General features: G+C 61.8%; 25 protein-coding genes. 5 read left to right on the plus strand and 20 right to left on the minus strand.

The features are described from left to right. Positions 1–3 precede the first annotated feature (3 nt). From F506_RS07380 to F506_RS07410, 7 genes are all read right to left on the minus strand, one after another. On the minus strand, positions 4–1,002 hold the full coding sequence (locus F506_RS07380; RefSeq protein ID WP_053196212.1) for a glycosyltransferase family 8 protein: 999 nt from the start codon (positions 1,000–1,002) through the stop codon (positions 4–6). After that, entirely contained in the window at positions 999–2,120 is a 1,122-nt protein-coding gene (locus F506_RS07385; RefSeq protein ID WP_053196215.1) for a glycosyltransferase family 9 protein, read from the minus strand. The genes F506_RS07380 and F506_RS07385 overlap by 4 nt, the downstream gene beginning before the upstream one ends. A 29-nt stretch (positions 2,121–2,149) precedes the next feature. Beyond that, positions 2,150–3,868, minus strand: a complete 1,719-nt coding sequence (gene msbA, locus F506_RS07390; protein ID WP_407638225.1) for a lipid A export permease/ATP-binding protein MsbA — start codon at positions 3,866–3,868, stop codon at positions 2,150–2,152. A 215-nt stretch (positions 3,869–4,083) separates the two neighbouring features. Continuing rightward, the gene (locus F506_RS07395) at positions 4,084–5,391 is read right to left on the minus strand and encodes an amidase (RefSeq protein WP_053196220.1); all 1,308 of its coding nucleotides are present in this window, start codon (positions 5,389–5,391) and stop codon (positions 4,084–4,086) included. Next, entirely contained in the window at positions 5,388–6,314 is a 927-nt protein-coding gene (locus F506_RS07400; protein WP_053196223.1) for an allantoinase PuuE, read from the minus strand. Before F506_RS07400 ends, F506_RS07395 begins: the two co-directional genes overlap by 4 nt. Next, positions 6,307–6,807 carry an ureidoglycolate lyase gene (locus F506_RS07405; RefSeq protein WP_053196224.1) on the minus strand — a complete coding sequence of 167 codons (501 nt, stop codon included), beginning with the start codon at positions 6,805–6,807 and terminating at the stop codon, positions 6,307–6,309. Before F506_RS07405 ends, F506_RS07400 begins: the two co-directional genes overlap by 8 nt. Next, on the minus strand, positions 6,785–8,218 hold the full coding sequence (locus F506_RS07410) for an MFS transporter (protein ID WP_053196226.1): 1,434 nt from the start codon (positions 8,216–8,218) through the stop codon (positions 6,785–6,787). The genes F506_RS07405 and F506_RS07410 overlap by 23 nt, the downstream gene beginning before the upstream one ends. 180 nt (positions 8,219–8,398) lie before the next feature. On the opposite strand from F506_RS07410, the gene F506_RS07415 reads away from it, so the two are divergent. From F506_RS07415 to F506_RS07430, 4 genes are all read left to right on the plus strand, one after another. Then, positions 8,399–9,286 carry a LysR family transcriptional regulator gene (locus tag F506_RS07415; RefSeq protein ID WP_235471420.1) on the plus strand — a complete coding sequence of 296 codons (888 nt, stop codon included), beginning with the start codon at positions 8,399–8,401 and terminating at the stop codon, positions 9,284–9,286. 251 nt (positions 9,287–9,537) lie between these two features. Then, positions 9,538–10,809 (plus strand): ABC transporter substrate-binding protein, encoded by a 1,272-nt coding sequence (locus F506_RS07420; protein ID WP_235471421.1) that lies wholly within the window; start codon positions 9,538–9,540, stop codon positions 10,807–10,809. A 25-nt stretch (positions 10,810–10,834) separates the two neighbouring features. Further along, positions 10,835–11,278 (plus strand): cupin domain-containing protein, encoded by a 444-nt coding sequence (locus tag F506_RS07425; protein WP_162490553.1) that lies wholly within the window; start codon positions 10,835–10,837, stop codon positions 11,276–11,278. 138 nt (positions 11,279–11,416) lie between these two features. Further along, positions 11,417–12,028, plus strand: a complete 612-nt coding sequence (locus F506_RS07430; RefSeq protein ID WP_053196232.1) for a helix-turn-helix domain-containing protein — start codon at positions 11,417–11,419, stop codon at positions 12,026–12,028. On the opposite strand, the gene mug is transcribed toward F506_RS07430, so the two are convergent. The 4 genes from mug to leuC form a co-directional block, all read right to left on the minus strand. After that, complete coding sequence (mug, locus tag F506_RS07435; protein WP_053196234.1) at positions 11,996–12,583, minus strand: G/U mismatch-specific DNA glycosylase; 588 nt, start codon at positions 12,581–12,583, stop codon at positions 11,996–11,998. The two genes, F506_RS07430 and mug, sit on opposite strands and share 33 nt — an antisense overlap. A gap of 248 nt (positions 12,584–12,831) precedes the next feature. Next, a complete protein-coding gene (locus F506_RS07440; protein ID WP_235471422.1) occupies positions 12,832–14,082 on the minus strand; it encodes an MFS transporter in 1,251 nt (416 codons plus the stop codon). Positions 14,083–14,192: 110 nt separating this feature from the next. Beyond that, positions 14,193–14,840 (minus strand): 3-isopropylmalate dehydratase small subunit, encoded by a 648-nt coding sequence (gene leuD / locus F506_RS07445; protein WP_053196240.1) that lies wholly within the window; start codon positions 14,838–14,840, stop codon positions 14,193–14,195. Continuing rightward, entirely contained in the window at positions 14,840–16,243 is a 1,404-nt protein-coding gene (gene leuC, locus F506_RS07450) for a 3-isopropylmalate dehydratase large subunit (protein WP_053196242.1), read from the minus strand. Before leuC ends, leuD begins: the two co-directional genes overlap by 1 nt. A gap of 109 nt (positions 16,244–16,352) precedes the next feature. On the opposite strand from leuC, the gene F506_RS07455 reads away from it, so the two are divergent. After that, positions 16,353–17,240, plus strand: a complete 888-nt coding sequence (locus tag F506_RS07455) for a LysR family transcriptional regulator (protein ID WP_053196243.1) — start codon at positions 16,353–16,355, stop codon at positions 17,238–17,240. 86 nt (positions 17,241–17,326) lie between these two features. On the opposite strand, the gene rng is transcribed toward F506_RS07455, so the two are convergent. From rng to F506_RS07500, 9 genes are all read right to left on the minus strand, one after another. Further along, entirely contained in the window at positions 17,327–18,799 is a 1,473-nt protein-coding gene (rng, locus tag F506_RS07460) for a ribonuclease G (RefSeq protein WP_053196245.1), read from the minus strand. 74 nt (positions 18,800–18,873) lie between these two features. Further along, positions 18,874–19,491 (minus strand): Maf family protein, encoded by a 618-nt coding sequence (locus tag F506_RS07465; protein WP_053196246.1) that lies wholly within the window; start codon positions 19,489–19,491, stop codon positions 18,874–18,876. 104 nt (positions 19,492–19,595) lie between these two features. Further along, complete coding sequence (rlmH, locus tag F506_RS07470; RefSeq protein ID WP_053196248.1) at positions 19,596–20,066, minus strand: 23S rRNA (pseudouridine(1915)-N(3))-methyltransferase RlmH; 471 nt, start codon at positions 20,064–20,066, stop codon at positions 19,596–19,598. Positions 20,067–20,083: 17 nt separating this feature from the next. Continuing rightward, positions 20,084–20,821, minus strand: coding sequence for a ribosome silencing factor (gene rsfS / locus F506_RS07475; protein ID WP_053196250.1), 738 nt, complete (start codon positions 20,819–20,821; stop codon positions 20,084–20,086). Further along, positions 20,821–21,528 carry a nicotinate-nucleotide adenylyltransferase gene (locus tag F506_RS07480; protein ID WP_053196252.1) on the minus strand — a complete coding sequence of 236 codons (708 nt, stop codon included), beginning with the start codon at positions 21,526–21,528 and terminating at the stop codon, positions 20,821–20,823. The genes rsfS and F506_RS07480 overlap by 1 nt, the downstream gene beginning before the upstream one ends. Then, positions 21,519–22,427 (minus strand): oxygen-dependent coproporphyrinogen oxidase, encoded by a 909-nt coding sequence (gene hemF, locus F506_RS07485; RefSeq protein ID WP_053196254.1) that lies wholly within the window; start codon positions 22,425–22,427, stop codon positions 21,519–21,521. The genes F506_RS07480 and hemF overlap by 10 nt, the downstream gene beginning before the upstream one ends. A 151-nt stretch (positions 22,428–22,578) precedes the next feature. Next, positions 22,579–23,436, minus strand: a complete 858-nt coding sequence (locus tag F506_RS07490; RefSeq protein ID WP_053196255.1) for a mechanosensitive ion channel family protein — start codon at positions 23,434–23,436, stop codon at positions 22,579–22,581. A gap of 161 nt (positions 23,437–23,597) precedes the next feature. Then, positions 23,598–24,866, minus strand: coding sequence for a phosphoribosylamine--glycine ligase (purD, locus tag F506_RS07495; protein WP_053196257.1), 1,269 nt, complete (start codon positions 24,864–24,866; stop codon positions 23,598–23,600). 34 nt (positions 24,867–24,900) lie between these two features. After that, the gene (locus F506_RS07500) at positions 24,901–25,626 is read right to left on the minus strand and encodes a YebC/PmpR family DNA-binding transcriptional regulator (protein ID WP_053196259.1); all 726 of its coding nucleotides are present in this window, start codon (positions 25,624–25,626) and stop codon (positions 24,901–24,903) included. Positions 25,627–25,749 lie beyond the last annotated feature (123 nt).

Consider the following 25,749-nt stretch of genomic DNA (forward strand, 5'->3'; position numbering starts at 1 on the left):
GGCTTATTTCGCAGCGCGCTTGCGCAAATAGCGGATATACCACTTCAGGCTTTCCAGCGGCCGTCCCTGGCGGTACATGAAGCGCGAGTGCATGCGCATTTCCTTGGTGTTCTTCGGTTCCGGGTCGAGCGGCATGTCGGCCCATGGCGTCAGCGACAAATACTTGCGGAACAGATGGCGGGCGTCGTGGCCGCTCCAGTCGGTCCAGGGTTTGACGGCACCGGCGAAGTGCACGAACACGGCCTTGCCGACCGGGCGCAGCGCGAACTTGTTGACGTTCAGGTCATGGATCAGGTCGTACAGGTAATTCCAGCGCGGCGAGATGTAGCGGGCGCGGCCGTTGAGCACGATATTGAGCGCATCCTGGTCGTTGAAGCGCATGTCGGTCTTGCTGTCGAGCAGCGCGTCGAGCGTCTGTTTGGTGATGTCTTCGCTGATCCACTTGTCGATGTTGATGAAGATCACGCCGCCATTGAAATACTCGTTGTGCTTCAGTCCCAGCGCGGCGACCCGGCGCTGCAGCGTTACCGGCGCGTCCGGCACCACCACGGCGATGTCGCCGCTGATGTCCATGTCGACCATTTCATCGAGCTTGTTGACGCACAGGATGTCGGCGTCGAGATACAGCACGCGGTCGGTCTGGCCCTTCAATACGGTCGGAATCACCAGCCGCGTGAAGATCGACAGCGAATAGTGGGAGTGGCCGATGAAGTGCGAAAACTGCGTGAACGAGTTCAGGTCGAGCAGGTGCAGCTGGGTGCTGACCGGGTACATGTCTTCCAGTTGCCTGAGGCGGCGCTGGTGATCCTCCGACACTTCAAACGCCAGGACGTGGAACGTGAAATGCTGGCCCGGATTGTTGTCGATGATGGACGAGATGGTGCCACCCATCGCGCGAAAATAATTGTTGTCGACGCAAAAGGCGATATGGAAGGATGGCTTGCCGTTGCTGCCCACGGGGGCGGCTTGCGGATTCACGGGTTGGTTCACGGACTGGTTCATGGGATCGCTTTCAATACTTGTTCGACGCTGACGGCCTTGACCCAGTCGCGGCGGCTGGGGGCGGTGATGACGGTGCTGTTGGCGCGATCGATCGGCACCCATTCCGGATTCTTCTGGCGCATCAACGCAATCACGGGTACGTGGACGGCGTTGGCTAGGTGCATGACGGCGGTTTCCACCGAAATGATCAGGTCGCAGCGTTCCAGGATGGCCGGGAGCTGGAAGAAATTCTCCTCGGCGCTGAACAGTTCGGTGCGTTCCAACTGGTAGCCGCTGATTATGGCGCGTGCGTGCTCGAGCTCTTGCGGCACCGCGTTGACGATGAAGCTGCTGTCGCGCCAGGCGTCCAGTTTCTTCATGCCGATGATCAGTTCGGCGACATGTTCCAGCGGCCAGCAGCGTTTTTTGGTCTTCGCGTAGGGATTGATGAACACCAGTTTGCCGCTTTGTCCCGACGCCGCTTTGGCATTCCAGGAAGTCAGCTTCTCTTGCGCGTAGTCGCGCCACTGCTGCGGAATATCGACGAACGGAAAGCGCTCGGCGGCGCCGACCTCGAGGCCGCTGAGCTGATGGAACCAGTGCGCATAGACGTCGCTGATGTGCTGCGGGTTGGCGCGGTCGACGCTGTACGGCGGGATCGCGGCGTTGAGCTTGCGGTAGGCCAGCTGGTGGTGCGGCTGGTAGAACTTGACGCGCTTCTTCATGCCGATCACCAGCCCGTCCGGGCTGATGCTGCGCGCCAGGCCGGCATACAGGTGCGGCCGCAGCGTCGCCAGCGACACCACGATGGGATAGTGTTCGCGTTGCGCTTCCTCAATCGACTCCTGATACAGCGCCGGACTGTAGGTGCGGGTGTAGATCTTGTCGAAGAACGGACAGGCCGCGACCCAGTCGTAGAGCGAATATTTTCCCAGGTGCTTCCATTGCGCCGGGTCGCTGGTGCGGCGAACTTCGTCAACCCACAGATGAACTTTCAGGTGCGGGTTGGCGCGCGCGAAAGCCTGGAAGAAATTCTGCAGGTAAGTGAAATCGCCCAGCGCCAGGTGGGCGATGAACAGGATCTTGTCCGACTTCTTCAGCAGCGCTGGCGGGATCAGTGTCTGAGGTGTCTGGGGCATGGATAACGGTTGTTGTTATTGACGCGAAATCAGTCGGCTTGTTGGGAAAATTGCAGGCGGTAGAGATTGGCGTACACGCTCTCGTTGGCCAGCAACTGCTGATGACTGCCGACTTCGACGATCTGACCGTGCGACAGCACGACGATGCGGTCGGCGCGTTCGATGGTCGACAGGCGGTGGGCGATGACGAAGGTGGTGCGGCCTTCCATCAACCGGTCCAGCGCGGCTTGCACGGCGCGCTCGGATTCGGTGTCGAGCGCCGAGGTGGCTTCGTCGAGGATCAGGATCGGCGCGTCCTTGTAGATCGCGCGCGCAATCGCCACGCGCTGGCGCTGTCCGCCGGACAGGCGCGAACCGTTGTCGCCGATGCGGGTTTCCAGGCCTTCCTGCATGCCTTCCACGACATCGGTCAGATGCGCGGCGACCACCGCCGCGCGTACGCGCTCAGCATCGGGCCGGGCGTCGCCGTAGGCAATGTTGGCCGCCAGCGTGTCGTCGAACAGTACGGTGTTCTGGCTGACCATGGCGATTTGCCGGCGCAGGCTGGTCAGAGAAATCGACTCGATCGGCTTGCCGTCGAGCAGGATCTCGCCGCCTGTTGCAGAGTAGAAGCCGGGAATCAGGCTCACCAGCGTCGACTTGCCGCCGCCGGACATGCCGACGAAGGCGATGGTCTCGCCCGGTTGCACCCTCAGGTTGATGTTTTGCAGCGCCAGCTGGGAATGGCCGGGGTAGGAGAAATTGACGTTGACCAGTTCCAGCTTGCCGGTGCTGCGTGCCGACAGCGTTTCGCCGCCGGTGCGTTCGATGGGCTTGTCGATCAGGATATAGACTTCTTCCGCCGCCGCCATGCCGCGTTGCAGCGGGCCGTTGATTTCCGCCAGTTGCTTGAGCGGCGCCAGCAGCATCAGCATCGCGGTCAGGAAGGAGACGAAGCCACCGACCGTGATCTGGCCGTTGCCGGACTGGATCAGCGCCATGACGATCACGATCGCCACCGCGCAGGCGGTCATCAGTTGCGTGATCGGCACCGTGGCCGAAAATGCGGTGGTCATGCGCATGGTGTAGCGGCGCAGGTTTTCGGCGCGCTCGTGGAAGCGGCCCTTCTCGTAGTCATGGCCGCCGAACACCTTGATGACTTGCTGGGCGCGGGTGGTTTCTTCGATGACCTGGGTCAGTTCGGCGTTGACCGCGAGCGAATCGCGATTGAGCTTCTTGAGGCGCTTGCCGGTGGTGCGCACGACGATGGTCACCAGCGGCAGCAGCACCAGCGTGACAATGGTCAGCACCCAGTTCAGGTACAGCAGCCAGGCCAGCAGACCCAGCACCGTCAGCGCCGAGCGCACGATGGAAGTGAACACCTTGGTCACCATGTCGATGATCTGCTGTACTTCGAACATCATCGAGTTGATCACCTTGCCGACGGTGTTGGTGGCGTAGAAGTTGACCGGCAGGTCGAGCATGCGCGCAAACATCTGGCGGCGCAGTTCGTTGAGAATGCGGGTCGACACCCAGGTCATCATGTACGAGCTGGTGAACGTCGCGATGCCGCGGATGAAGAAGATGCCGATCACCGCCACCGGCACCAGCCACAGCGAGAAGGCCGGTTTGCCGACAAAGCCCTTGTCCAGCAGCACCTGGAAGATATACGGCACCACCGGTTCGGTGGCCGCCGTGACAATCATGGCCAGGAACGCGATGGCGAGGCGTTTCTTGTAAGGCCAGTGCAAGGCGGCGAGCCTCTTCATGTTGTGCGACAAAAGCATGTTGTTCCTTACTGATTGCTGCAAATGAAAACGGTCTCCGACGGGCTTGAGTTCGCCTTGGCGGATGCGGTCCGACCGCAAATCGGAGAAACCGCACATTGTAATGCAACGGCAGGCTGAATTGACCGGCGCGGGCATGTAAAACGGGAGAGGGATGGTGTTGCTACAGAAGCAAGTATTTGCCTCGGAATGCCGTTTCAGGCAGGGATGTGCAGATCTTGCTGCAGCAAGCGTTCGACCTCGCCGCCCAATTCCAGCAGCGCCAGGTCGGCGCCGCGACGAGCCACCAGTTGCACACCCAGCGGCAAGCCTGCGGAAAAACCGCAAGGCAGGCCCAGGCAGGGTGCGCCCAGCATGCTCCAGGGACGATTGAAGAGCGAGTTGCCAGTGCCGTCTGCGACCGCCGGCGCGATGCCTGGTGCGCTGAAACTCAGCAAGGCGTCGAAACCGCCGTTTGTCATGGCGGCGTCGAAACCGGCGCGGCATTGTTCAACGAATTCCAAGGCTTTACGGTAGCGTTCCACGGGCACTGCCCGGCCGGTTTCGATCAGGCGTTGCGTGGGGGCGGCCAGCCGTTCGCAGTACCGGTGGTATTCAGGCTCCAGCGAGTGCGCGGCTTCGACCGCCATGATCAGGCTATTGCATTCGCCCAGTCTTGCCACGTCAGCTGCTTCGATGTCCGGCGCGGCGAATTGCATGCCGTGTTTCTGTAGCGTACGGCGCACTTGCTCCAGCGCGGCGGCGGCAGCGGACGATGCCTCGGCGGCATGCGGTCCGGGAAACCAGGCGATGCGGATTGGCGAGCCCACGCGCGCAGGCGCCGGGCCATCGGCCAGCACGGCAAACGCCAGCGCGATGTCGGCGACGCTGCGTGCATGCCATCCCACCGTGTCGCTGGAAGGCGCCAGCGCTTTCATGCCGCTGCTGTCGACGAGTCCAAGGGTGGGTTTGAATCCGATCACACCGCAAAACGCCGCCGGCCGGATGGTGGAGCCGCCAGTCTGTGAGCTGATGGCGAGGCCGGCCATGCCGGCCGCAACAGCTGCCGCCGAGCCGCTCGACGATCCTCCCGGCGTATGCGCCGCGTCATGCGGGTTGCGTGTCGGACCGGGCGCGGCATAGGCGAATTCGGTGGTGACGGTCTTGCCGAGGATGATGGCGCCGGCCCGGCGCAGGCGCGTCACCAGCGCGGCGTCGCGAAGCGGGCGGTGGTCGCGGTAGAGCGCCGCACCGTAAGCGGTCGGCATGTCGGCGGTGTCGATGATGTCCTTGAGGCCGACCACCACGCCGGACAAGGGGCCGTGTGCGCCGTCGCGATCCTGCCGGCGTGCTGCGGCCAGTGCGCCATCGGCGTCGAGCCAGCTCCACGCGCGGACATCCGGTTCGCGCCGGGAGATGTGTTCAAGCGTGGCGGCGACGATCTGCTCGACGCTGCAGGCGCCTGCCAGCACGCGTGCGTGCAGGTCCGACGCGCTGCAATTCCACAATGGCCGGGACCAGCTCATGGCCGTGGCGGATGGACGGCTTTCCAGTGCGCAGCGATGTCGGCGCGGCGGCAGACCCAGACGTCCCGGTGCGCAGCGACGTGGTCCAGGAAGCGCGCCAGACCGACGGCCCGGCCCGGGTGGCCGATCAGGCGCAGATGCAGGCCGACCGACATCATCTTGGGCGCGGTCGCGCCTTCCTCATAAAGCATGTCGAAGCTGTCGCGCAAGAACTCGAAGAAGTCGTTGGCGGTAGTCATCGAGCCGCGGCTGAATTTGCCGTCATTGTTGGCCAGGCTGTAGGGGATCACGAGGTGATCCCGCTCCTGCACGCGCACCCAGTACGGCAACTCGTCGTTATAGGCGTCGGCGTCGTACAAAAAACCGCCGTGCTCGGCCAGCAGCCGGCGCGTATTGAGCGTCGGCGCATAGCGGCAATACCAGCCCAGCGGCGGCGTGCCGATGCTGCGCGTGATGGAGTCGTAGGCCGCGCGGATTTCTTCGGCTTCCTGTTCGGCCGTGAATTGCTGGGCGCGTACCCAGCGGCGACCGTGGCTGCAGACGTCATAACCGGCGGTGCGGATGGCGCGCGCCACGGCCGGATTGCGTTCCAGCGCCAGCGCCGTGGCGAACACGGTGGCCGGCATGGCGCGCGCCTGCAGCAGGCGCAGCACTCGCCAGATGCCGACACGGCTGCCGTATTCGTACATCGATTCGGCTGCCAGGTCGCGGCCTTCGAAACCGCCCGATCCGCCCTCGATGAGACCGGACTCGGTGACGCCGTCGCCGTCGTCGAAGGACATCTCCGAACCTTCTTCGTAATTGACGACGATGTTCAGCGCCAGCCTGGCGTTGCCGGGCCAGCGTGCATGCGGGGGCTGTTCGCCGTAGCCGACGAAGTCGCGCGCAAGATGGGAATGCGGATCGGAAGCGGCGTCAGACATGATGTCCTCCTTGTCCGGAGACGGCGACGGTGACCGCCACCGGTTGTTCCAGGTGCGCAATCACGGTATCGTCGCCGCGGCCGGTGTGCCCCATCATCACGACCACCTCATTGGGGCCGTCGACCGAGGTAAAAGTATAGTGCCACACGTTGGGCCGGTAGCTCACGCCTTGGCCGCCCTGCGTCAGGAAGGCGCGCAAGGCGCCGAGGTCGGGCCGGCCGTCGGCGCCGCCGGGCGCCACGACCACGAGGCAGCGGCCTGACTGCATCGGCACGAAGGTCTGCGCCGAATGCGGGTGGCTCTCCATGACGTCCACCAGCACCACCGGATCGGCCACCTGCGGCAGGCGATTGACCCACAGTTGCGGCCGGTTGTCGCCGGCGAATTGCAGGCTGAAGTCCTGGCGGCGCAGGTCGGTCTTGTTTTCCAGCAGTTCGCCGAAGGCGGCGAAGCGTTCCGCGCTGATCGGTTCAGCGGCCAGTTGTTTGTGCATGCAATTTCCCATCGTCAGTCTGTGCAGTATCAGTATCGGTATTAGCCGCCGCGCCCGAGATGCGGCTCGAACGGTACAGCGTGGTGGTGCGGAACAGCAGCATGAGCACGATGCCGCACGCCATGAAGCCGAAGAAGATATAGCCGGTGGCGGCAAAACTGCCGGTGGTCTGGCGGCTCCAGCCCAGGAGGCTTGGCGCGATCACGCCGGACAGGTTGGCCAGTGAATTGATGAAGGCCACGGCGGCGGCGGCGGTGGCTCCGGTCAGCAGAGAGGTCGGCAGGCTCCACAACACCACGTTGGAGGCGTACACGCCCATGGCCGCAATGATCAGGCCGCACATCGCCGCCGCATGCACGTCCAGCATGCGCGACAGCACCAGGAAGCCGACTGCGGCCAGCGCGAACGAGCCGATCAGATGCCACACGCGTTCACGCTTGGCGTCCGAGTGGCGACCCCAGAACACCATCGCCAGCGCGCCGAACAGGTAAGGCACGGCGCTCAGGTAGCCGACCACGGAATCGGTATAGCCGAAGCTCTTGATAATCTGCGGCAGGAAGAAGGCGATGCCGGTGGTGCCGAACACGATGCAGAACAGCGTACCGGCCAGCAGCAACACCGCCGGATTGGTGAACGCGGCCGACAGCTTGTAATGGCCTCCGGCGTCCAGCGCCTGGCGTTCACGGGTCATGATCAGTTCCAGACGCTGTTTTTCGCCGGCGCTGAGCCAGCTCACTTCGGACGGGCCGTCAGCAAGCATGCGCAGACAGGCCAGGCCCAGCAGCAGGGCGGGGATGGCTTCGATGATGAACATCCATTGCCAGCCGCGCAGTCCGGCCACGCCGTTCATGCCGTCGAGGATGACGCCCGAGATCGGGCTGCCGATCAGGCCCGACAGCGGGATCGCCACCATGAAGATGCCGGTGACGCGGGCGCGGTAGCTGGTCGGGAACCAACGGCCGATGTACACCATGATGCCCGGGAAGAAGCCGGCTTCCGAAGCGCCCAACAGGAAGCGCAGCACGTAGAAGCTCTTCTCGCCGCTGACGAAGGCCATGCAGAGCGAGACGATGCCCCAGGTGATCATGATGCGGGCGATCCAGACGCGTGCGCCGACTTTGGCGAGAATCAGGTTGCTCGGCACTTCAAAGAAAAAATAGCCGATGAAGAACATGCTGGCGCCGAAGCCGTAAGCGATGCTCGACAGGCCGAGATCGGCGTTCATCTGCAGCGAGGCGAAGGAAATGTTGACGCGGTCGAGAAAGGCGATGAAGTACAGCAGCATGAGGAAGGGAATGATCTTCCACATCAGTTTCTTCATCAGGACAGCATCGTGGTGGCTGTCTTCGTTTGCGGTTGCCGGATTCATGGCGCTCCCCTTTGGATTGGCGATGGTGACGATGGATGACATTTGACGACATTGACAACGTGTCGGCGATGGCCATCGCCGGCGGGCAAAGCGGAGCAGCTGCGGTGTTTCCGGATCAACTTGTGATTAACCCGGGACCAATTTTAGGGGCGTGGATATAATAGTCAACTATTAATATTTATTCACTTTCTATTAGGTTTGGTTATTATGAATTTGCGCCTGTTGAGCATCTTTCGCGCCGTCATGAGCAGCCAGAGCACCGTCGGCGCCGCGCGCAGCCTGGGTATTTCGCAGCCGGCGGTCAGCAATGCCGTCCGCCAGCTGGAAGAAGAGCTAGGCTTCGAACTGTTCAACCGCGTCGGCAACCGCCTGGTCGCGCGCGAAGAAGCCAAGGTGCTGCTGACCGAGTCCGACGCCATGTTCCTGTTTTCGCGCAAGCTCGACGACGTCGCTGAAGACCTCAAGGAAAACCGCGTTGGCCGCATCCGCGTGACGGCCACGCCGCAGCTCGGCCACACCGTGTTGCCCGGCGCGATCCAGCGTTTCCTGGCCGAGCGGCCCAAGGTCAAAGTCTTGTGCGACGTCATCGATTCACACAAGGTGATCGAGAGCGTCGACGCCCAGGCCGCCGATTTCGGACTGGCGATCGCGCTCGAACCTGAGCTCAGCGACAGTCTGAAGATGGTGTTGATGACCGACATCGAAATGGTCTGCGTGCTGCCTGCCGGCCACGCACTGGCGGGCAGGACGACGATCTCGCCGGAAGACCTGCGCGCGCATCCGCTGATTGCCCTGGAAAGCTCCGCGCGCCTCAGTCCGATGGTGCGCGCCGCGTTCAGCCATGCCGGCGTGCCGCACCGCGCGGCGGTTGAAGTACGCTATTCGGAAACCGCCTGCCTGCTGGTGCGCGCCGGCGTCGGCGTGACTGTGGTGGACTGGTTTTCCGCGAGCACGCTGCGCAATGATCCGGCGGTGGTCATCGTGCCGTTCCGGCCGCAGATCATGGTCAACGTCTGGGCGATTTTCCCGAAGGCGCGGCCGCCGTCGCGGCTGGCGTATACCCTGCTCGAAGAAATCAAGAACGGCATCAACGCTCTCATGGAGCGCTGAGTTTCAGCGCGCTTTTCCCTCTCTCCTTTCCTTCCTCCTCGCGCTTCCCTCTCGGATTTCTCCTCGGATTTCCCGTGCCGTACCGGCGTGCGGTTGCGCTCCGGCACGTCCGGCGCTGCTTGTTTTTGTTCTTGCAACGTGATGTTTTTGTGCAAAAGAAAAATTAAATTGTTCATTGTATGAATAAAATATTTGCACTATAGTAAACACGAGACAAGGCAGGCAAGACAATAAAACAGGAGACGAAAGACATGGATACACAGATGAAAACGGTGGCCAGGCGGCGGCAATCAGGGCAAGCACGCGGCTGGACGACCGGATTGAAACGCACCGGACTGGCGGCGCTGCTGGCGTGCGCTTTCGGCGGCGCACAGGCTGCTCCCGGTGTTTTCTCCGGCGACGTGGTGAAGATCGGCATTCTTAACGACCAGTCGGGTTTGTATGCCGACCTGGCCGGATTGGGGTCGGTTGAGGCGGCCAAGATGGCCATCGAGGAAATGGGCGGCACGGTCGCCGGCAAAAAGATCGAGCTGGTGTCCGGCAACCACCAGAACAAGGCCGATGTCGGCGCGGTGATTGCACGCGCCTGGTTCGACAAGGACGGCGTCGACATGATTGCCGATTTCTCGAATTCGTCGGTGGCGTTCGCGGTGCAGGGGCTGGCCGCGGAGCGCGGCAAGATCGCCATGATCGCCGCGGCGTCGTCCGACTTCACCGGCAAGTCGTGCACCGCGACTTCGGTGCAATGGGTCTACAACAGCTACACCAACGGCTACGGCCTGGCCAAGGTATTGACCGAGCAGGGCTACAACACCTGGTTCCTGCTGACGGTCGACTATGCCTTCGGCCATGCTTTCGCCGCTGACATGAAAGCGGCGATCAAGGCCGCCGGCGGCACCGTGGCCGGCGAGGCGCGCCATCCGCTCAACGCCTCCGACATGAGTTCCTTCCTGCTGCAGGCGCAAGCCTCCAAAGCCAAGATCATCGGCCTGGCCAGCGCCGGCGCCGACATGACGACTGCGATCAAGCAGGCCGGCGAATTCGGCGTGACGGCCAACCAGGCGCTGGCGGCGCCGGCGGTGTTCCTGACCGACATCCACGGCATGGGGCTGAAGGCGGCGCAGGGTTTGCGATTCATCACGGCGTTCTACTGGGATCGCAACGAGCGCACGCGCGAGTGGGCCAAACGGTTCTATCAGCGCCGCAAGGCCATGCCGACCATGACCCAGGCCGGCGTTTATTCCTCCGTGCTGCACTACCTCAAGGCGGTCAAGGCGGCCAATACCGACAACGCCGCCGAGGTCATGAAGAAGATGCGCGAGCTGCCGGTCGACGACATGTTCGCGCAGAACGGCCGCCTGCGTGAAGACGGCCAGATGGTGCACGACATGTTCCTGGTCGAGGTCAAGAAGCCCTCCGAATCGAAAGTACCGTGGGACTACTACAAGGTGTTGTCCACCATCCCCGGTGACAAGATCTTCAAGCCGCTGGCGCAGAGCGACTGCCCGCTGGTGAAGAAATAATCCATCATCAATCAAGGAGATGACGATGTCTGAAGTTGCAAAGAAATCCGAGCAAAAAGATCCGCCCCCACGAGTGCGCCACGTCGACGAGATGGAGTGGGAGACCATCCGCTGGCCCGGTGAAACCGGCAAGATGCTGTTTCATCCGAGCGAAGAAAATCCAACCGCTCCCAACGCCGGCCTGCTGCGGTTGGCGCCGGGTGCGCATCATCCGTGGCATCGCCATGATTTTGCCCAGGTCTGGTACATCCTCGAAGGCGAGTTCACCATCGGCGGCAGGGTGTGCACGCCCGGCACCATGCTGTGCCACGGCGACCCGCATTGCGAAGAAGAGCTGCATACCGAACTCGGCGGCGTGATCCTGATCGTGCAGTATCCGGGACCGACGACGGGCGGGCGGCCGATCTACGACAAGCGTTTCAACATGGCCAAACGTGTCGATATTGCGCTGGAGCGAACTGACATCTGAGTACGGTCATTTTTGCATCAGCCGTCTGCTGCAAAAACGGTCGCATGGACGCATGCGGCCGTTTGTCTTTGCTGCGCACGAGGACAGGTACAATGCCGGAAACAGGCACAGGCCTTCGTCCCTCACCAAGAACAACGCATGGATAATCCAGAATTAGTGGCGATACAAATCGGCAGCCGCATCCGCGAATGCCGGCGCGCGAAGAACATCACCCTGCAAGTCCTGAGCGACGAGACCGCGCTGTCTACGGGCTTCCTGTCGAAGCTGGAGCGCGGCGAAGCCAGCGCCTCGATCGCGAACCTGATTTCGATATCGAAGTACCTCGGCTTGTCGCTGCAGGATCTGTTCCAGACGTCCGCAGAAGCAGCGCCGCCGCCTCCCGATTATGTCCTGTCCAAGGCCAAGGCGCGCAACGACGAAGCGCCGCTGTCGGCGGCCGGGTACACCTTCCACCGCTCGTGCGGCGATCTGCCCGGGCAGCAGCTGGCGGCGTTCGAACTGGAGTTCCCCGCCAACCAGGAAAAGCAGCCGACGCTGGTTTCGCATGAAGGCGAAGAAGTGCTGTACATGCTCGACGGCAAACTGGAATTCCACATCGGCGACGATGTGCTGATTCTGGAGCGCGGCGATTGCCTGCATTTCAATTGCGAGAAACCCCACATGGGCCGCAACATAGGCGCCAAGACCGCGCGCCTGATGATGGTGGTGTCGAGCGCGTCACCGATCAAGCGCCGCTTCGGCAAGGGCTGAACGACTTTCTCCGGACATGATCGGAACGTTCTCTGCGAGCGCCTCGCGCAACTCCCGATAAGCCTGCACCAGCATGTCCTGGCTGAATCCGCGATTCAGTCCGCTGGGGTTCGGCAAGAGCCACACCATGGCGCCGCCGAATGCCTCCGGCTGTTTGCCCCATTCGACTTTCGGTTTCCCCGTGATGGCCTGATAGGCCGGTTTGCCGAGGAAGGCCAGGCACCTCGGCCTGAGCAGTTCTACCTTCTGGCACAGCGTTGCGGCGGAACGAATGAACTCATCGCGCAGCACCTCGTCGGCGCGTGCAGTCGGACGTTCAACCACGGTCGTCAGGCCGCAGCGATGGCCGAGAATGTTGCGGTCATCGAGCGGATCGATGAGTTCAGGCGTGAAGCCCGAGAGATGCACGGTCTTCCAGAAACGATTGCTCCTGCCCATGAAATGATGACCGCTCGCCGCTGCGCGCATGCCGGGATTGATGCCGCAGAAAATGACGTCGAGACCCGCGGCCAGGATATCGGGAAGAGGGGAGTCAACGGTGAGGCTTGGTTTCATGCTCTGAGCTGTCAATACGTAATCAAGGTGGAGGCGCGCAGGTCACGGATCTGCGCAGCGAGACTGATTATGGGCAAGAACGCACGCAGGAACAACCGCCGCCATGCGCTGTTATCGGCCATTCAGCAGCTGATCCGGGCCAGATCCTCCGAGCGCGCGAAGCAAGCCGGACGTTGGCGGCAGCCCAAAAAAAATCCCGCGAAGGAATCAATTCCAATTCGCGGGATGAGGCCGGGAAAGCCGCCCTTCTAGTTGCTGCGCTCGACCGTCTCAGGCAAGAACCAGGGGACGATCAGGCCGATCACATAGATGGACCCGAACGCCAGGGCCGTAGGAGCGATGCCGCCAAAGGCTTTGATCATTGCACCGGCGGCGATGGGGAAGAGGCAAGCCAGCAATCGCGCCGAGTTGAAAACAAAGCTGACGGCAGTTGATCTCACTGAAGTGTTGAACAATTCGGATGGATAAATCGCCAGCCACGCGAACGCACAACCCAGCGTGAAGAAACCATTGACCGGCGAAAAAATCAGGATTTCCATCGGTGTCGAGGCATAGCTGTAGATGAGAAACGTGGTTGCCAGCGATCCCGCAAAGGTCAGGAAGAGAAACCAGCGCCGGCCAATGCTGTCTGCGATGAAGCCCGACGCCATGTAAGCCACGATTGCGCCGGTGGTGTAGAGCAGCGAGACATAGGAATCCCAATGGAACTGACCTCCTTGCGCTGCGCTGAGAATGCGCGTGTATTCAGTCAGCCAGCTCGACACCGCCCACCAGCCGGCAATACTCACCACTGACAACAAGGAAGTCAGCAGAATGCGGCGGACCGCTTCGCGCTCGGTGAAAACCTGCTTCAGGGTGAACGGACGCTTGCCGCCCTTCTCGGTGGATTGTTCGGTGGCGCCCCATTCCTGGCTCTTGAGCGCGGTGATCCATTCTTCCGATTCGTCGACATCCTTGCGAATATAGAGAACAAAGAAAGCCGGCAGCGCGCCGACCACGAACATCACGCGCCAGCTGTCGATGCCGATGGGGCCGATCAATTGCAGGACGTACCAGATGAAGGCGGCGGCGAGTGTGCCCCAGCCAAAGCCGGATTGCAGGAAGCCCGCACCTTTTGCCTTGGCTTCCGGAGGCCATGTTTCGGCCACCAGCGCAATGCCGGTGCTCCATTCGCTACCCATGGCCAGGCCTGTGATGAAACGCAGGACACACAGCGTGACGATGGTGTCGGAAAACGCAGTCAGTCCGGTAAAAAGCGCATACAGGAAGACGGACCACATCATGACGGTCTTGCGGCCGATGTAGTCGGCCAGCACGCCGCCCACCAGGCCGCCGATTCCCCATCCGAGCAGCGTGATGCCGATTACCAGCCCGGCATAGAATGGCTTGGAGGCGGCCTGGCTTGTCGTCAGCAGGGAATTGAGCAGCGGTGACAAGACGACGATCAGGGCCAGCGCTTCATAGCCGTCGAAGATCCAGCCGAGAAATGCTCCTTTCAATGTCTTCCAGTGTTTCGGGGTCAATCGTGCGTTCCATTTTCTGGACGCGGGTGATACGGCGTTTATCGCTTCAGGCATTGTCTGCTCCTCATCTTATTTAACGAATATTTTTACTTTAGCCAACTCTCTTCAACGAACCGTCGTGCCTCCAGTTTCTCAAGTGCCGTCCGGTTTTCCGCCAGAATTCGTCCGATTTCATCCAGCCCGAGCAAGAGTGAAGATTTGTGCCGCGCCTCGATCTCGAAGGAGCAGGTGATTTCAGCGTGTTGACTGGCGACGCGCACCTGCTGGGCCTCCAGGTCGATGGTCGTTTCCACCCGGCCATGCTGCCTGACCAGGTCGAACAGTGCATCCACGGTCTCTGCGGGAAGAGAGATGGGAAGCACGCCGTTACGAATGCAATTTCCATAAAAGATGTCGGCAAAGCTGCTGGCGATCAGGGCGCGGATGCCATATTGCTGAATCGCCCAGACCGCGTGCTCGCGGCTGGATCCGCATCCGAAATTTTTTCCGCCCAGCAAGATCTGTGCGCCTTCGTACACCGGCATGTTCAAAGGGAAGTCGGGATAGGGCGTGCGATGGGAATTGTCCTGGCCGGGTGCGCCGGCTTCCCGGTAGCGCCAACTGTCGAACAGGTAGGCACCGTAGCCCTGGCGCGTGATCATCGCCATGTACTGTTTTGGCAGGATCGCATCGGTATCGACATTCTCGCGCTCGATCGGCACCAGATGGGAGGTGAGTCGGACAAAGGGTGTCATCAGTATTCTCCCGGCAAGCAGAAATGGCCTGCGATTGCACTCGCGGCGGCCAGCGCCGGGCTCACCAGATGACTGCGGCCGCCATGGCCTTGCCGTCCCTCGAAGTTCCGGTTGGAGGTCGAGGCGCAACGCTCACCGTCGGAAAGACGGTCATTGTTCATCCCCAGGCACATGGAGCAGCCGGCATCCCGCCACTCAAATCCGGCGTTGATGAAAATCTTGTCCAAGCCTTCGCTTTCCGCCTGCTTCTTCACCAGGCCGGAGCCGGGAACGATCAGGGCCTGGCGGATATTGGCGGCCACTTTTTTTCCTTCCACAATCCCGGCCGCCACGCGCAAATCCTCGATGCGCGAATTGGTGCAGGAGCCGATGAAGATCTTGTCCAGCCGCAGGGACCGGATCGGCGTGCCGCCGGTCAGCCCCATGTACTTCAACGCGTTCTCGGCAGCCTTGCGCGCAGCCGGATCGGAGAAGCTTGCGAGCGATGGAATCGATTCATTGATGCCGACGGACATGGCCGGAGTGGTGCCCCAAGTGACTTGCGGAGTCAAGGTATCGACATTGAAGCGGAGCACCTTGTCGTAGCGCGCGCCGGGATCGGATCGCAGGGTCTTCCAGTAGGCGACGGCGGCGGTCCATTGTTCGCCGGTGGGCGCCAACGGACGTCCTTGAAGATAATTGATGGTGGTGTCGTCCACCGCGATCAGCCCGGCCCTGGCGCCGGCTTCCGTGGCCATGTTGCAGAGTGTCATCCGCGCTTCCATGCTCAGACCGGAAACCACGCTTCCGGCAAATTCCAGCACGTGGCCGACGGCGCAGTCCGTGCCGAATTCGCGGATGAATCCAAGCGCGACGTCCTTGGCGTAGACCCCGGCCGGAAGCGTTCCCTCGATGTCGACGCGCAAGGATTTCAGCTTGGGTACGGTGAGTGTCTGGGTTGCCAGGACCTGCTCGATATCCGAGGTGCCGACGCCAAATGCAAGCGCCGCAAAGGCCCCGTGCGTGGTGGTATGAGAGTCTCCGCAGGCAATCGTGGTGCCGGGCAGCGTATCGCCCAGTTCGGGCGCGACCACGTGCAGAATTCCCTGGCGGGGATCGTTGAGCGAGAAGTAGGTCAGATCGAACTGGCTGCAGTTTTCTTCCAGGGCCTGCAATTGTTCCTGCGCCGCACGATCGTGCATGCCCTGCCGCCGGTTCAGGGTGGGAATGTTATGATCGGCGGTCGCGACGACGGAGCTTGCCCGCCATAGTTTCCTGCCGGCAGCACGAATGCCGTCGAATGCCTGCGGACTGGTGACTTCATTGACCAGATGTTTGTCGATATAGAGCAGCACAGACGACTTGTAGTCTGCGACGACATGGCGCTCCCAAAGTTTCTCGAATAGTGTTTTGCTGTCCGGCATGCCTGCAGTCTCCTGTTTTGACCGTGCAGGTTAACAGGACGGGCATGATCCAGCCGTGATCATTCGCTAGGGGAGCTATCGCAAACCGGAAAATCAGTCAGGCCCCTCTATGCGTTTCGATCTGGATACATTGAAGTTGTTTGTGCTGGTGGTGGAGCACGGCAGTATTTCCGCTGCCTCCGAACCAGGCCACATCGTCACTTCTGCCATCAGTCGCCGGCTTTCCGATCTGGAGGAGGAGGCCGGCGTACCGCTGCTGCGCCGCCGCAGCAGAGGCGTGGAGCCGACCGCAGCCGGCCTTTCCATTTACCAGCACGCCAAAAGCATACTCGGCCAGCTGCGCCAGATAGACTGCGACATCAGCGAGCATCGCTCCGGGATCAAAGGCAACGTCCGCATCTGGGTCAACATGACCGCACTGTGCTATTACCTTCCGGCCCAGCTTCATGCCTTCATGGCCGAATACCCGGATGTGAGCATCGAACTGGTGGAAAAACTGAGTGATGCCATTCCGCACGCCGTGAAGGCGGGAGAGGCGGACCTGGGGATATGCGCACCGACCGATAGCGTGGCAGGCGTGTCCGAAGCAATCTACGTCACCGATCCACTGGTGCTGATCGTGCCGCGCGATCACAAGTTCGCATCGCGCAAGCGCATCCGGTTTGAGGATACGCTCGACGAAAAACACATCATGATGCAGAGCGGCGCCTCCATTCACACCATGTCACAGATGGCGGCCCGGGCGCTCAAGCGAAAAATCCATCTCTCGGTACTCGTCACCAGCTTCGACGCCATACGCAACATGGTGTCGGAAGGATTGGGCATTGCCGTCATTCCGGAGCTTGCGCTCAAAGGTGTGGACGCAACCCGTTACAGCGTCGTCCGGCTCACCGACAAATGGTGTTTGCGGAAATTCAAGATCCTCTGGAACGACCAGCTGCCACAGTCCCCGGCAGCCATGCGACTGCTCAGGCATTTGCGAAACGACGCTCTTTGATTTCGCACGATAACGCGCAGTTCGTAGCCTGCTGCGCGGCTGACACAACTGACACCACTGACACAATATCGATGCGATCTGAAAATCTACATCAGAATGATGTCGTACTGTTCCTGCTGGTAATCCGTCTGCACCTGCAATGAGATCGGCTTCTTGATGAAGTCGCCGAGCATGGCGAGATGTTGCGACTCTTCTTCGAGGAACATGTCGACCACCACCTGCGCCGCCAGGATGCGGAATTCGCGCGGGTTGAATTGCTTCGCCTCGCGCAGCACTTCGCGCAGGATTTCGTAGCAGACCGTACGCGAGGTCTTGACCTGGCCCTTGCCCTTGCAGGCAGGGCAGGTTTCGCACAGGATGTGCGCGAGCGACTCGCGGGTGCGCTTCCGCGTCATTTCCACCAGGCCCAGCGCCGAGAAACCAGATACCGAAATCTTGGTGCGGTCGCGCTGCAGGGCCTTGTTCAGTTCCGAGAGCACGGCGCTGCGGTGCTCGGGGTTTTCCATGTCGATGAAGTCGAGGATGATGATGCCGCCCAGATTGCGCAGGCGCAGCTGGCGCGCGATGGCGTGTGCGGCTTCCAGGTTCGTCTTGAAGATGGTGTCGTCGAAGTTGCGGCCGTTGACGAAGCTGCCGGTGTTGACGTCGATGGTGGTCATCGCTTCGGTCTGGTCGACGATCAGGTAACCGCCCGACTTGAGATCGACGCGGCGGCCGAGTGCGCGTTCGATTTCTTCTTCCACGCCGTACAGGTCGAACAGCGGCCGTTCGCCGCGATAGTGCATCAGCTTGGGCAGCACCGACGGCGTATAGAGCGAGCCGAACTCCTGCAGCATCTGGAAGTTCTCGCGCGAGTCGACCTGGATGTTCGAGGTGTCGTCGCTGACGAAGTCGCGCAGCACGCGCTGGGCCAGGCTCAGATCCTGGTACATCAGCGTCGGCGCGGGTTTGGTCTTGGTCTGGGCGATGATGCTGGCCCAGGTCTTGCGCAGGTACTCGACATCCATCTGCAAGTCGGCGTCGGACGCATCTTCGGCCATGGTACGGATGATGAAGCCGCCTTTTTCTTCCGGCGGCAGCAGGCTCTGCACCTTGCTGCGCAGCTGTTCGCGTTCGGCTTCGTTCTCGATGCGCTGCGAAATGCCGATATGCTTGTCCTGCGGCAGATACACCAGCATGCGGCCGGCGATGGATATCTGCGTCGACAGGCGCGCGCCCTTGGTGCCGATCGGATCCTTGATCACCTGCACGGTGATGGTCTGGCCGTCGAACAGCAGCTTTTCGATGGGAATGTGCGGCACGCTCTGGTTGCTAGGGCCGTCATGCGGCTTGGCTTCCCAGATGTCGGCCACGTGCAGGAAGGCGGCGCGTTCCAGGCCGATGTCGATGAAGGCCGATTGCATGCCGGGCAGCACGCGCACGACTTTGCCGAGATAGACGTTGCCGGCCAGGCCGCGCGACAGGGTGCGCTCGATGTGCAGCTCTTGCACCGCGCCTTGCAGGATCAGCGCGACGCGCGTCTCCTGCGGCGTGATGTTGATCAGGATGTCTTCGTTCATGGTCCGATGACCTTAAAAATGGTGAATGCTGGAAAGGGCTGGCGCGGACAGGCAGGGAAGCCGGCCGGCGCCGCTCACAATGTGGCTTGCGGCAAGATGCGCATGCCGGTCTTCTGCAGCAGTTGCGCGGTCTCGAACAGCGGCAGGCCCATGATGCCGGAATGGCTGCCGGCGATGTCCTTGATGAAAATCGATGCCAGGCCCTGGATGCCGTAACCGCCGGCCTTGTCGAACGGCTCTTGGGTCGAGCAATAGGCGCGGATCATGTCGTCGGTCAGGGCTTCGAAGGCGACGTCCGAGTACTGCGTGATTTGCCACATCTGTTCCTGGAAGGCCACCGCAACGCTGGTCAGCACCTGGTGCGTGCGGCCGGACAGGCGCGTGATCATGTCGACGGCCTCCCTGATGTCGGCCGGTTTGCCGAGGATCAGGTCGTCCACTACTACGGTGGTGTCGGCCGAGAGGATGGGGCGCATCGGCAATTGCCGGTAGAGCATGGTCTGGCGCGCGCTGAGCAGTTTGTCGCGGGTGACGCGGGCAACGTAGTCGGCCGGCTTTTCATTCGGCAGGACTTGCTCGTCGACTTCCTTGTCGTTGAGCAGCAATTCGAAATCGATGCCGATCTGGCGCAGCAGTTCGCGCCGGCGGGGACTCTTGGAGGCGAGGTAGATTTTTTTGTCAGCAAGTTTCATGAAGCAACACTTCTCAGTATTTATCTGTACACCGGCATTGTTGCCGGTGTGCTTGCTTTGCTTTATCGCTGCACGGGCTGCGCGTGCTATGCCTGCCCTACGTGTTATACGCGGTGATACGGATGATTCTGCGTAATCGACCAGGCGCGGTACAACTGTTCGGCCAGCAGCACGCGCACCATGCCGTGCGGCAGCGTCAGACTGGAGATGCGCACCAGCATGTCGGCGCTGGCCTTGAGGCCGGGATCAAGGCCGTCGGCGCCGCCGATCACGAAGGCGACGTCGCGGCCATCCTGCTGCCATTGCGTCAGCAGCTGCGACAACTGCATCGAAGTAATATCCTTGCCGTGCTCGTCCAGCCCCACGATGCGCGCGCCTTTCGGCAGCGCCGCTTCGATCTTGCTGCGTTCCTGCGACATCACGGTTTCTGCGGTCCTGCTGCCGGAGCGTTCGATCGGTTTGATTTCTTTCAACAGGACGCGGCACTCGGCCGGCATCCTCTTGGCGTATTCGTTAAATCCCGATTCGATCCAGCCCGGCATTTTGTGACCGACGGCGGTAATGATGAGCTGCATGGCTCACACTACCGGGGTCAGGCCTTGGCTTTTGGACGTGCCGGACGCTTGGCGGCGGCCGCTTTCTTCGACGCCACGGCGCTTTTCGGCATGGCGACCTTGACGGTAGTGCCGACTGCTTTCTTGGCCGGCGCCTTGCGCTTGACGGCGGTACCGGTGCCGGCTGCAGCCTTGTTCTTGGACGCGCTGAGCGTGGTCGAAGCGCGTGGTGCACGCGTGGTCTTCGGCGCCGGCTTGGCGTCGGAGGCGACCGAAGCGGTGCGCGGCTTGCGTGCCGGCTTCTTCGGTGTTTCGTCGTCGTCGAGCGCCTGGCTGGCTTCGACCGCCACGGCTTGCTCGCGGGTGCGGCGGATCTTGGCCGGCTTTTCGTCTTCGGCGGCTTTCTTGGCGGCGGCGCTGGAGGCGACGCGCTTGGCTGCGCCCATCTTCACTTCCTTGTCGCCCCAGATTTCTTCCAGGCGGTAGTAGGCGCGGATGGCCGGCTGCATGATGTGGACGATCATGTCGCCCAGATCGACCAGCACCCATTCACCGGTGTCTTCACCTTCGACGCTGACGACGTTGCCGCCCTTGGCCTTGACTTTGTCGCGCACCGAAGCGGCGAGCGCCTTGGTCTGGCGGTTCGAAGTCCCGGAGGCGATCGCCACGCGGTCGAACAGGCTGGTCAGGTGAGTGGTGTCATAGATCTTGATGTCCTGAGCTTTGACGTCTTCCAGCGCGTCGACGACGGCGGTTTGCAGTTTTTTGATATCCATTAGTTTTGATAGAGATGATGTTGTTCGATATAGTCTAGCACCCTCGCCGGGATCAGCGACTCCGGTCTTTCGCCGCGTTGCAGCAAGGAACGGATCTCGGTCGACGAAATGTCGACGTCGAGACTGGATGCCAGATAGGCTTTGCCGTGCGAGGTGGTACGTATTTCCTTTTCAGTGCCGGCACGGCGTGTAAATTCCTGCATGATAATATCGGGGACCTGCGCAGCGTCGATGCCGAAACCCGGACGCGAAGCCGCGCACAGGTGGGCATAGTCGAACAGCTGTTGCCAGCCTTGCCAGGTGTCCAGATGCTGCAATTGGTCCGCGCCCATCAGGAAGACGATGGAGACCTCGGGACCGAGCTCGGCGCGCAAGGCCTGCAAGGTATCGATGGTGTAGGTTGCCGTCGCGCGGCGGATTTCCTGTTGGTCAATCACCACAGGCACGTGTTCATGGCTGAACGCCAGTTCGACCATTTCCACGCGTTGCGCCGGTGTCGCTTGCAATCCGTGCTTTTGCCACGGGTTGCCGGCCGGAATCACGCGCAATTCGTCCGGCTGCAGCAGCTCGACGAAATGATCGCCCAGCGCGACATGGCCGTTGTGCACAGGATCGAAGCTGCCTCCCAGAATGGCGATGCAGCGCTTGGCCGGGATGGGCGACCCCGGCAACCCCGGCGCCCCAGGCTTGGCCGCCACTAGATCCATTCCTTGTGCGGCAGGAAATCGGTGTACAGGCGCGCTTCCGGGCTACCGTCTTGCGGTTGCCAGTTGTAGCGCCACTTCACCACCGGCGGCATCGACATCAGGATCGACTCGGTGCGCCCGCCCGATTGCAGGCCGAACAGCGTGCCGCGGTCGAACACCAGGTTGAACTCGACATAGCGTCCGCGCCGATACGCCTGGAAATCGCGTTCGCGTTCGCCGTAAGGCATGTCCTTGCGCCGCTCCAGGATCGGCAGGTAAGCGCCGATAAAGCCGTCGCCGACGCTGCGCATCAGCGCAAAACTGTCGTCCAGCGGCAGCGCATTGAAATCATCGAAGAAAATCCCGCCCACGCCGCGCGCTTCCTTGCGGTGCTTCAGGTAAAAATACTCGTCGCACCATGTCTTGAAGCGCGGATGCAGCTCGTCGCCGAACGGCGCCAGCGTATCGCGGCAGCTGCGGTGGAAATGCACGGCGTCTTCTTCGAAACCGTAATAAGGCGTCAGATCCATGCCGCCACCGAACCACCAGACCGGCTCCTGGCCGTCCGCCTTGGCGACGAAGAAGCGCACATTCATGTGCACCGTCGGCGCGTAAGGATTGCGCGGATGCAGCACCAGCGACACGCCCATGGCTTCCCATTCGCGGCCGGCGATTTCCGGACGGTTGGCGGCGGCCGATGGCGGCAGGTTCCTGCCCATCACGTGCGAGAAACCGACGCCGCCGCGTTCGAATACATTGCCTTCCTCGATGATGCGCGAAGTCCCGCCGCCGCCTTCGGGGCGTTCCCAGGAATCGGTGAGGAAGGGTTTGCCGTCAATCCCTTCCAGCGCCGCGACGATGCGTTGCTGGAGGTCTTGCAGATAGGCTTTAATGGTTGATGCGGTGGCGGTTGCTGTCACGGGGGTGTCGTCGCTAGGAAGCGTGGGGGCAGCCGCAAAGGCGCTCTTTGGTGCACGCAGGAAAAATTACCCCCGCGATTGTACCCCGACAGGGCCGCCGGCGGATAGCCCGGGGCCTTTTGAAAGGCTCCCGGGACGGCTTTTGGCGGATTTACGTCGCGCTTGGCGGCACCGGGGTCGCCGGCTCGGGCTGCTGTGGATTGGCGACGCTGACCTGATACGTGGCCGGCGCCGGCCAGCCGGCTTCGGCGCAGGTTTGCGCGATGGCGCGGTTGGTGTCGTTGTAGACCTGGCCGAAGTTCGGCGTCGGCGCAAACAGGCGCACCGCCAGCAGGGTGCCGGTGGCGTTGAATTCCTGGATCACCACGGCCGGGGCCGGGTCGACCAGTACATTCTGGATTTGCGCCACTTTTGCGCTCAGGCGCGCAATGGCATCGGCCGGATCCACGCCGTAGGCAATCTGGCAACGCAGGTCGATCCGGCGGGTCGGATGGACGTTGTAATTGGTGATGATGTCGGAAAACAATTTGTTGTTGCCGATAATCACGCGCAGGTTGTTGTCGGTGAGCATGGTCGTGGTGACCAGGCCGATGTCGGTGACGGTACCGGTCTGGGCCGCCGCCGTGATGTAGTCGCCGACCTTGAACGGACGCAGCACCACCAGGAAGATGCCGGCCGCGAAATTCGACAGCAGGCCCGACCAGGCCACGCCCAGCGCCACGCCGACCGCGCCGATCATGGCCGCGAACGAGGTGGTCGGCACGCCGCAGACTTCGAGGATGCCCATCACCAGCAGCACGCGCAACACCACGTGGATCGCCGAAATGGCGTAATTCACCAGCGTCGGCTCGAGCTGGCGCACGGTCAGCACGCGCCGCACGACCTTGGCGAAGGTGCCGATCAGCATGCCGCCGACGAACCAGATGACCAGCGCCGCCAGGACCTTGAGGCCGAACGGCACCAGATAGAGATTGATCAGGGTATCGAGGTTGAGCAGGTGTTGTTGCATGCAATTTCCTTGGTTAAAGACGATGTAAACAGCTTCTTAGGCGATGGCAGGCCATTTTCGTTGCAGGTTGCCAGTCATTTTCTGGAAAAGCGGCGGCCCCAAAGCAAAAAACCTCGCAAAACCGAAGGTTTGCGAGGTCTTTGCGATGCCGGACGCCGTGATCAGCGCTTCAGCGCGCGCCAGCCGATATCGCGGCGCAGTTGCGCGCCTTCGAAATGGATCAGGTCGACTGCGGCGTATGCCTGTTTCTGCGCGACCTTGACGCTGTCGCCCAGGCCGACCACGCAGAGCACGCGGCCGCCGGCCGTGGTCAGCTTGTTGCCGGTCAATACGGTGCCTGCATGGAAGGTGACGCAATCATCGGTTTCCGCAGGAATGTCGGTGATCAGGTCGCCCTTGCGCGGAGCATCGGGATAACCGGCTGCAGCCATCACCACGCCCAGCGCGGTGCGGCGATCCCATTCCAGTTCGATGGTGTCGAGCGTGCCGGCCACGGCGTGTTCCATTACGGCCAGCAGGTCGGTCTTGAGGCGCGCCATGATCGGCTGCGTCTCGGGATCGCCCATGCGGCAGTTGAATTCCAGCGTCTTCGGATTGCCCTTGTCGTCGATCATCAGGCCGGCGTACAGGAAGCCGGAGAACGGAATGCCGTCCTTGGCCATGCCTTGCACGGTCGGCACGATGATTTCGCGCATCACGCGGGCGTGCAGCGCCGGCGTTACGATCGGGGCAGGGGAATAAGCGCCCATGCCGCCGGTGTTCGGGCCCTGGTCGTTGTCTTGCAGGCGCTTGTGGTCCTGGCTGGTCGCCAGCGGCAGGATGTTCTTGCCGTCCACCATGACGATGAAGCTGGCTTCCTCGCCGGCCAGGAATTCTTCGATCACGACGCGCGCGCCGGCGTCGCCGAGCTTGTTGTCGGACAGCATCATGTCGACCGCGCCGTGCGCTTCTTCCAGCGTCAGCGCAACCACCACGCCCTTGCCGGCGGCCAGGCCGTCGGCCTTGATGACGATCGGTGCGCCCTTTTGGTCGATGTAGTCGTGGGCCGCCTTGACGTCGGAGAAGGTCTGGTATTCGGCGGTCGGGATCGCGTGGCGCTTCATGAAGGACTTGGAGAAGTCCTTCGAGCTTTCCAGCTGCGCGGCTTCTTTCGTGGGGCCGAAGATCTTCAGGCCGCGGGCGCGGAACAGGTTGACGATGCCGGCGGCCAGTGGCACTTCCGGACCGACCACGGTCAGCGCGACATGTTCTTTTTCAACGAAATCGGCGAGTTCGTTCAGATCGGTGATCGCCACGTTTTCAAGGCGTTCGTCGAGCGCGGTGCCGCCGTTGCCAGGGGCAACGTAGACGGTTTGGATGCGCGGTGACTGAGCGATTTTCCAGGCCAGAGCGTGTTCACGACCACCGGAGCCAACAACGAGAATTTTCATGATAGGGACTAGGTAAGAATGGTTGGCCGTCGGCTTAATTTTCAATAACGGCGTTGCTGTAGATCTCTTGCACGTCGTCGAGGTTTTCCAGAGCATCCAGCAGTTTTTGCATCTTGACGGCGTCGTCGCCGGTGAAGACGGTCTCGGTCGCGGGCTTCATGATGATTTCGGCCATCTCGGCCTTGAAGCCGGCCTTTTCCATCGCCGCCTTGACGGCAGCAAAGTCGTGCGGCGGCGTCAGCACTTCGATGCCGCCTTCGTCGTCGGTGAGCACGTCATCGGCGCCGGCCTCGAGCGCGGCTTCCATGACGGCGTCTTCGCTCACGCCCGGCGCGTACAGCAACTGGCCGCAGTGCTTGAACATGAACGACACCGAACCTTCGGTGCCCATGTTGCCGCCGTATTTGGAAAACGCGTGGCGCACATCGGCCACGGTGCGGATGCGGTTGTCGGTCATGCAATCGACGATGATGGCCGCGCCGTTGATGCCGTAGCCTTCGTAGCGGACTTCCTCGTAGTTGACGCCGTCCAGGGTGCCGCTGCCGCGCTGGATGGCGCGGGTGACGTTGTCCTTGGGCATGTTGGCGTCGGCGGCCTTGTCGACGGCCAGGCGCAGGCGCGGGTTGGCGTCCACGTCGCCGCCGCCCATGCGGGCCGCCACGGTGATTTCCTTGATGAGGCGCGTCCAGATCTTGCCGCGCTTTTCGTCCTGACGGCCTTTACGATGCTGAATATTGGCCCATTTGCTGTGTCCAGCCATGATGAATCTTTCCTGCCTTGATGGAACGCGCTCCGTCCGATGGGCACGAAGTTCAGCCGTTTTTGCGTGAACCTGGCGCGAATATCGCGGATTGACGAAGGGGGTTCTAGTTATAATCGACCG

Source organism: Herbaspirillum hiltneri N3 (assembly GCF_001267925.1).
GTDB lineage: Bacteria > Pseudomonadota > Gammaproteobacteria > Burkholderiales > Burkholderiaceae_D > Herbaspirillum > Herbaspirillum hiltneri.

Bases quoted from the DNA above. Each gene is read 5' to 3' on its own strand.
- rng (WP_053196245.1), bottom strand. From the start codon at position 18,799: ATGAACGAAGACATCCTGATCAACATCACGCCGCAGGAGACGCGCGTC.
- leuD (WP_053196240.1), bottom strand. From the start codon at position 14,840: ATGACACCCTTTGTCCGACTCACCTCCCATCTGGTGCCGATCGAGCGC.
- F506_RS07500 (WP_053196259.1), bottom strand. From the start codon at position 25,626: ATGGCTGGACACAGCAAATGGGCCAATATTCAGCATCGTAAAGGCCGT.
- F506_RS07420 (WP_235471421.1), top strand. From the start codon at position 9,538: ATGGATACACAGATGAAAACGGTGGCCAGGCGGCGGCAATCAGGGCAA.
- F506_RS07455 (WP_053196243.1), top strand. From the start codon at position 16,353: ATGCGTTTCGATCTGGATACATTGAAGTTGTTTGTGCTGGTGGTGGAG.
- leuC (WP_053196242.1), bottom strand. From the start codon at position 16,243: ATGCCGGACAGCAAAACACTATTCGAGAAACTTTGGGAGCGCCATGTC.
- F506_RS07430 (WP_053196232.1), top strand. From the start codon at position 11,417: ATGGATAATCCAGAATTAGTGGCGATACAAATCGGCAGCCGCATCCGC.
- F506_RS07490 (WP_053196255.1), bottom strand. From the start codon at position 23,436: ATGCAACAACACCTGCTCAACCTCGATACCCTGATCAATCTCTATCTG.
- F506_RS07465 (WP_053196246.1), bottom strand. From the start codon at position 19,491: ATGAAACTTGCTGACAAAAAAATCTACCTCGCCTCCAAGAGTCCCCGC.
- F506_RS07425 (WP_162490553.1), top strand. From the start codon at position 10,835: ATGTCTGAAGTTGCAAAGAAATCCGAGCAAAAAGATCCGCCCCCACGA.
- F506_RS07400 (WP_053196223.1), bottom strand. From the start codon at position 6,314: ATGTCTGACGCCGCTTCCGATCCGCATTCCCATCTTGCGCGCGACTTC.
- purD (WP_053196257.1), bottom strand. From the start codon at position 24,866: ATGAAAATTCTCGTTGTTGGCTCCGGTGGTCGTGAACACGCTCTGGCC.
- F506_RS07405 (WP_053196224.1), bottom strand. From the start codon at position 6,807: ATGCACAAACAACTGGCCGCTGAACCGATCAGCGCGGAACGCTTCGCC.
- F506_RS07395 (WP_053196220.1), bottom strand. From the start codon at position 5,391: ATGAGCTGGTCCCGGCCATTGTGGAATTGCAGCGCGTCGGACCTGCAC.
- F506_RS07480 (WP_053196252.1), bottom strand. From the start codon at position 21,528: ATGGATCTAGTGGCGGCCAAGCCTGGGGCGCCGGGGTTGCCGGGGTCG.
- rsfS (WP_053196250.1), bottom strand. From the start codon at position 20,821: ATGGATATCAAAAAACTGCAAACCGCCGTCGTCGACGCGCTGGAAGAC.
- F506_RS07380 (WP_053196212.1), bottom strand. From the start codon at position 1,002: ATGAACCAGTCCGTGAACCAACCCGTGAATCCGCAAGCCGCCCCCGTG.
- msbA (WP_407638225.1), bottom strand. From the start codon at position 3,868: ATGAAGAGGCTCGCCGCCTTGCACTGGCCTTACAAGAAACGCCTCGCC.
- rlmH (WP_053196248.1), bottom strand. From the start codon at position 20,066: ATGCAGCTCATCATTACCGCCGTCGGTCACAAAATGCCGGGCTGGATC.
- F506_RS07385 (WP_053196215.1), bottom strand. From the start codon at position 2,120: ATGCCCCAGACACCTCAGACACTGATCCCGCCAGCGCTGCTGAAGAAG.
- F506_RS07410 (WP_053196226.1), bottom strand. From the start codon at position 8,218: ATGTCATCCATCGTCACCATCGCCAATCCAAAGGGGAGCGCCATGAAT.
- mug (WP_053196234.1), bottom strand. From the start codon at position 12,583: ATGAAACCAAGCCTCACCGTTGACTCCCCTCTTCCCGATATCCTGGCC.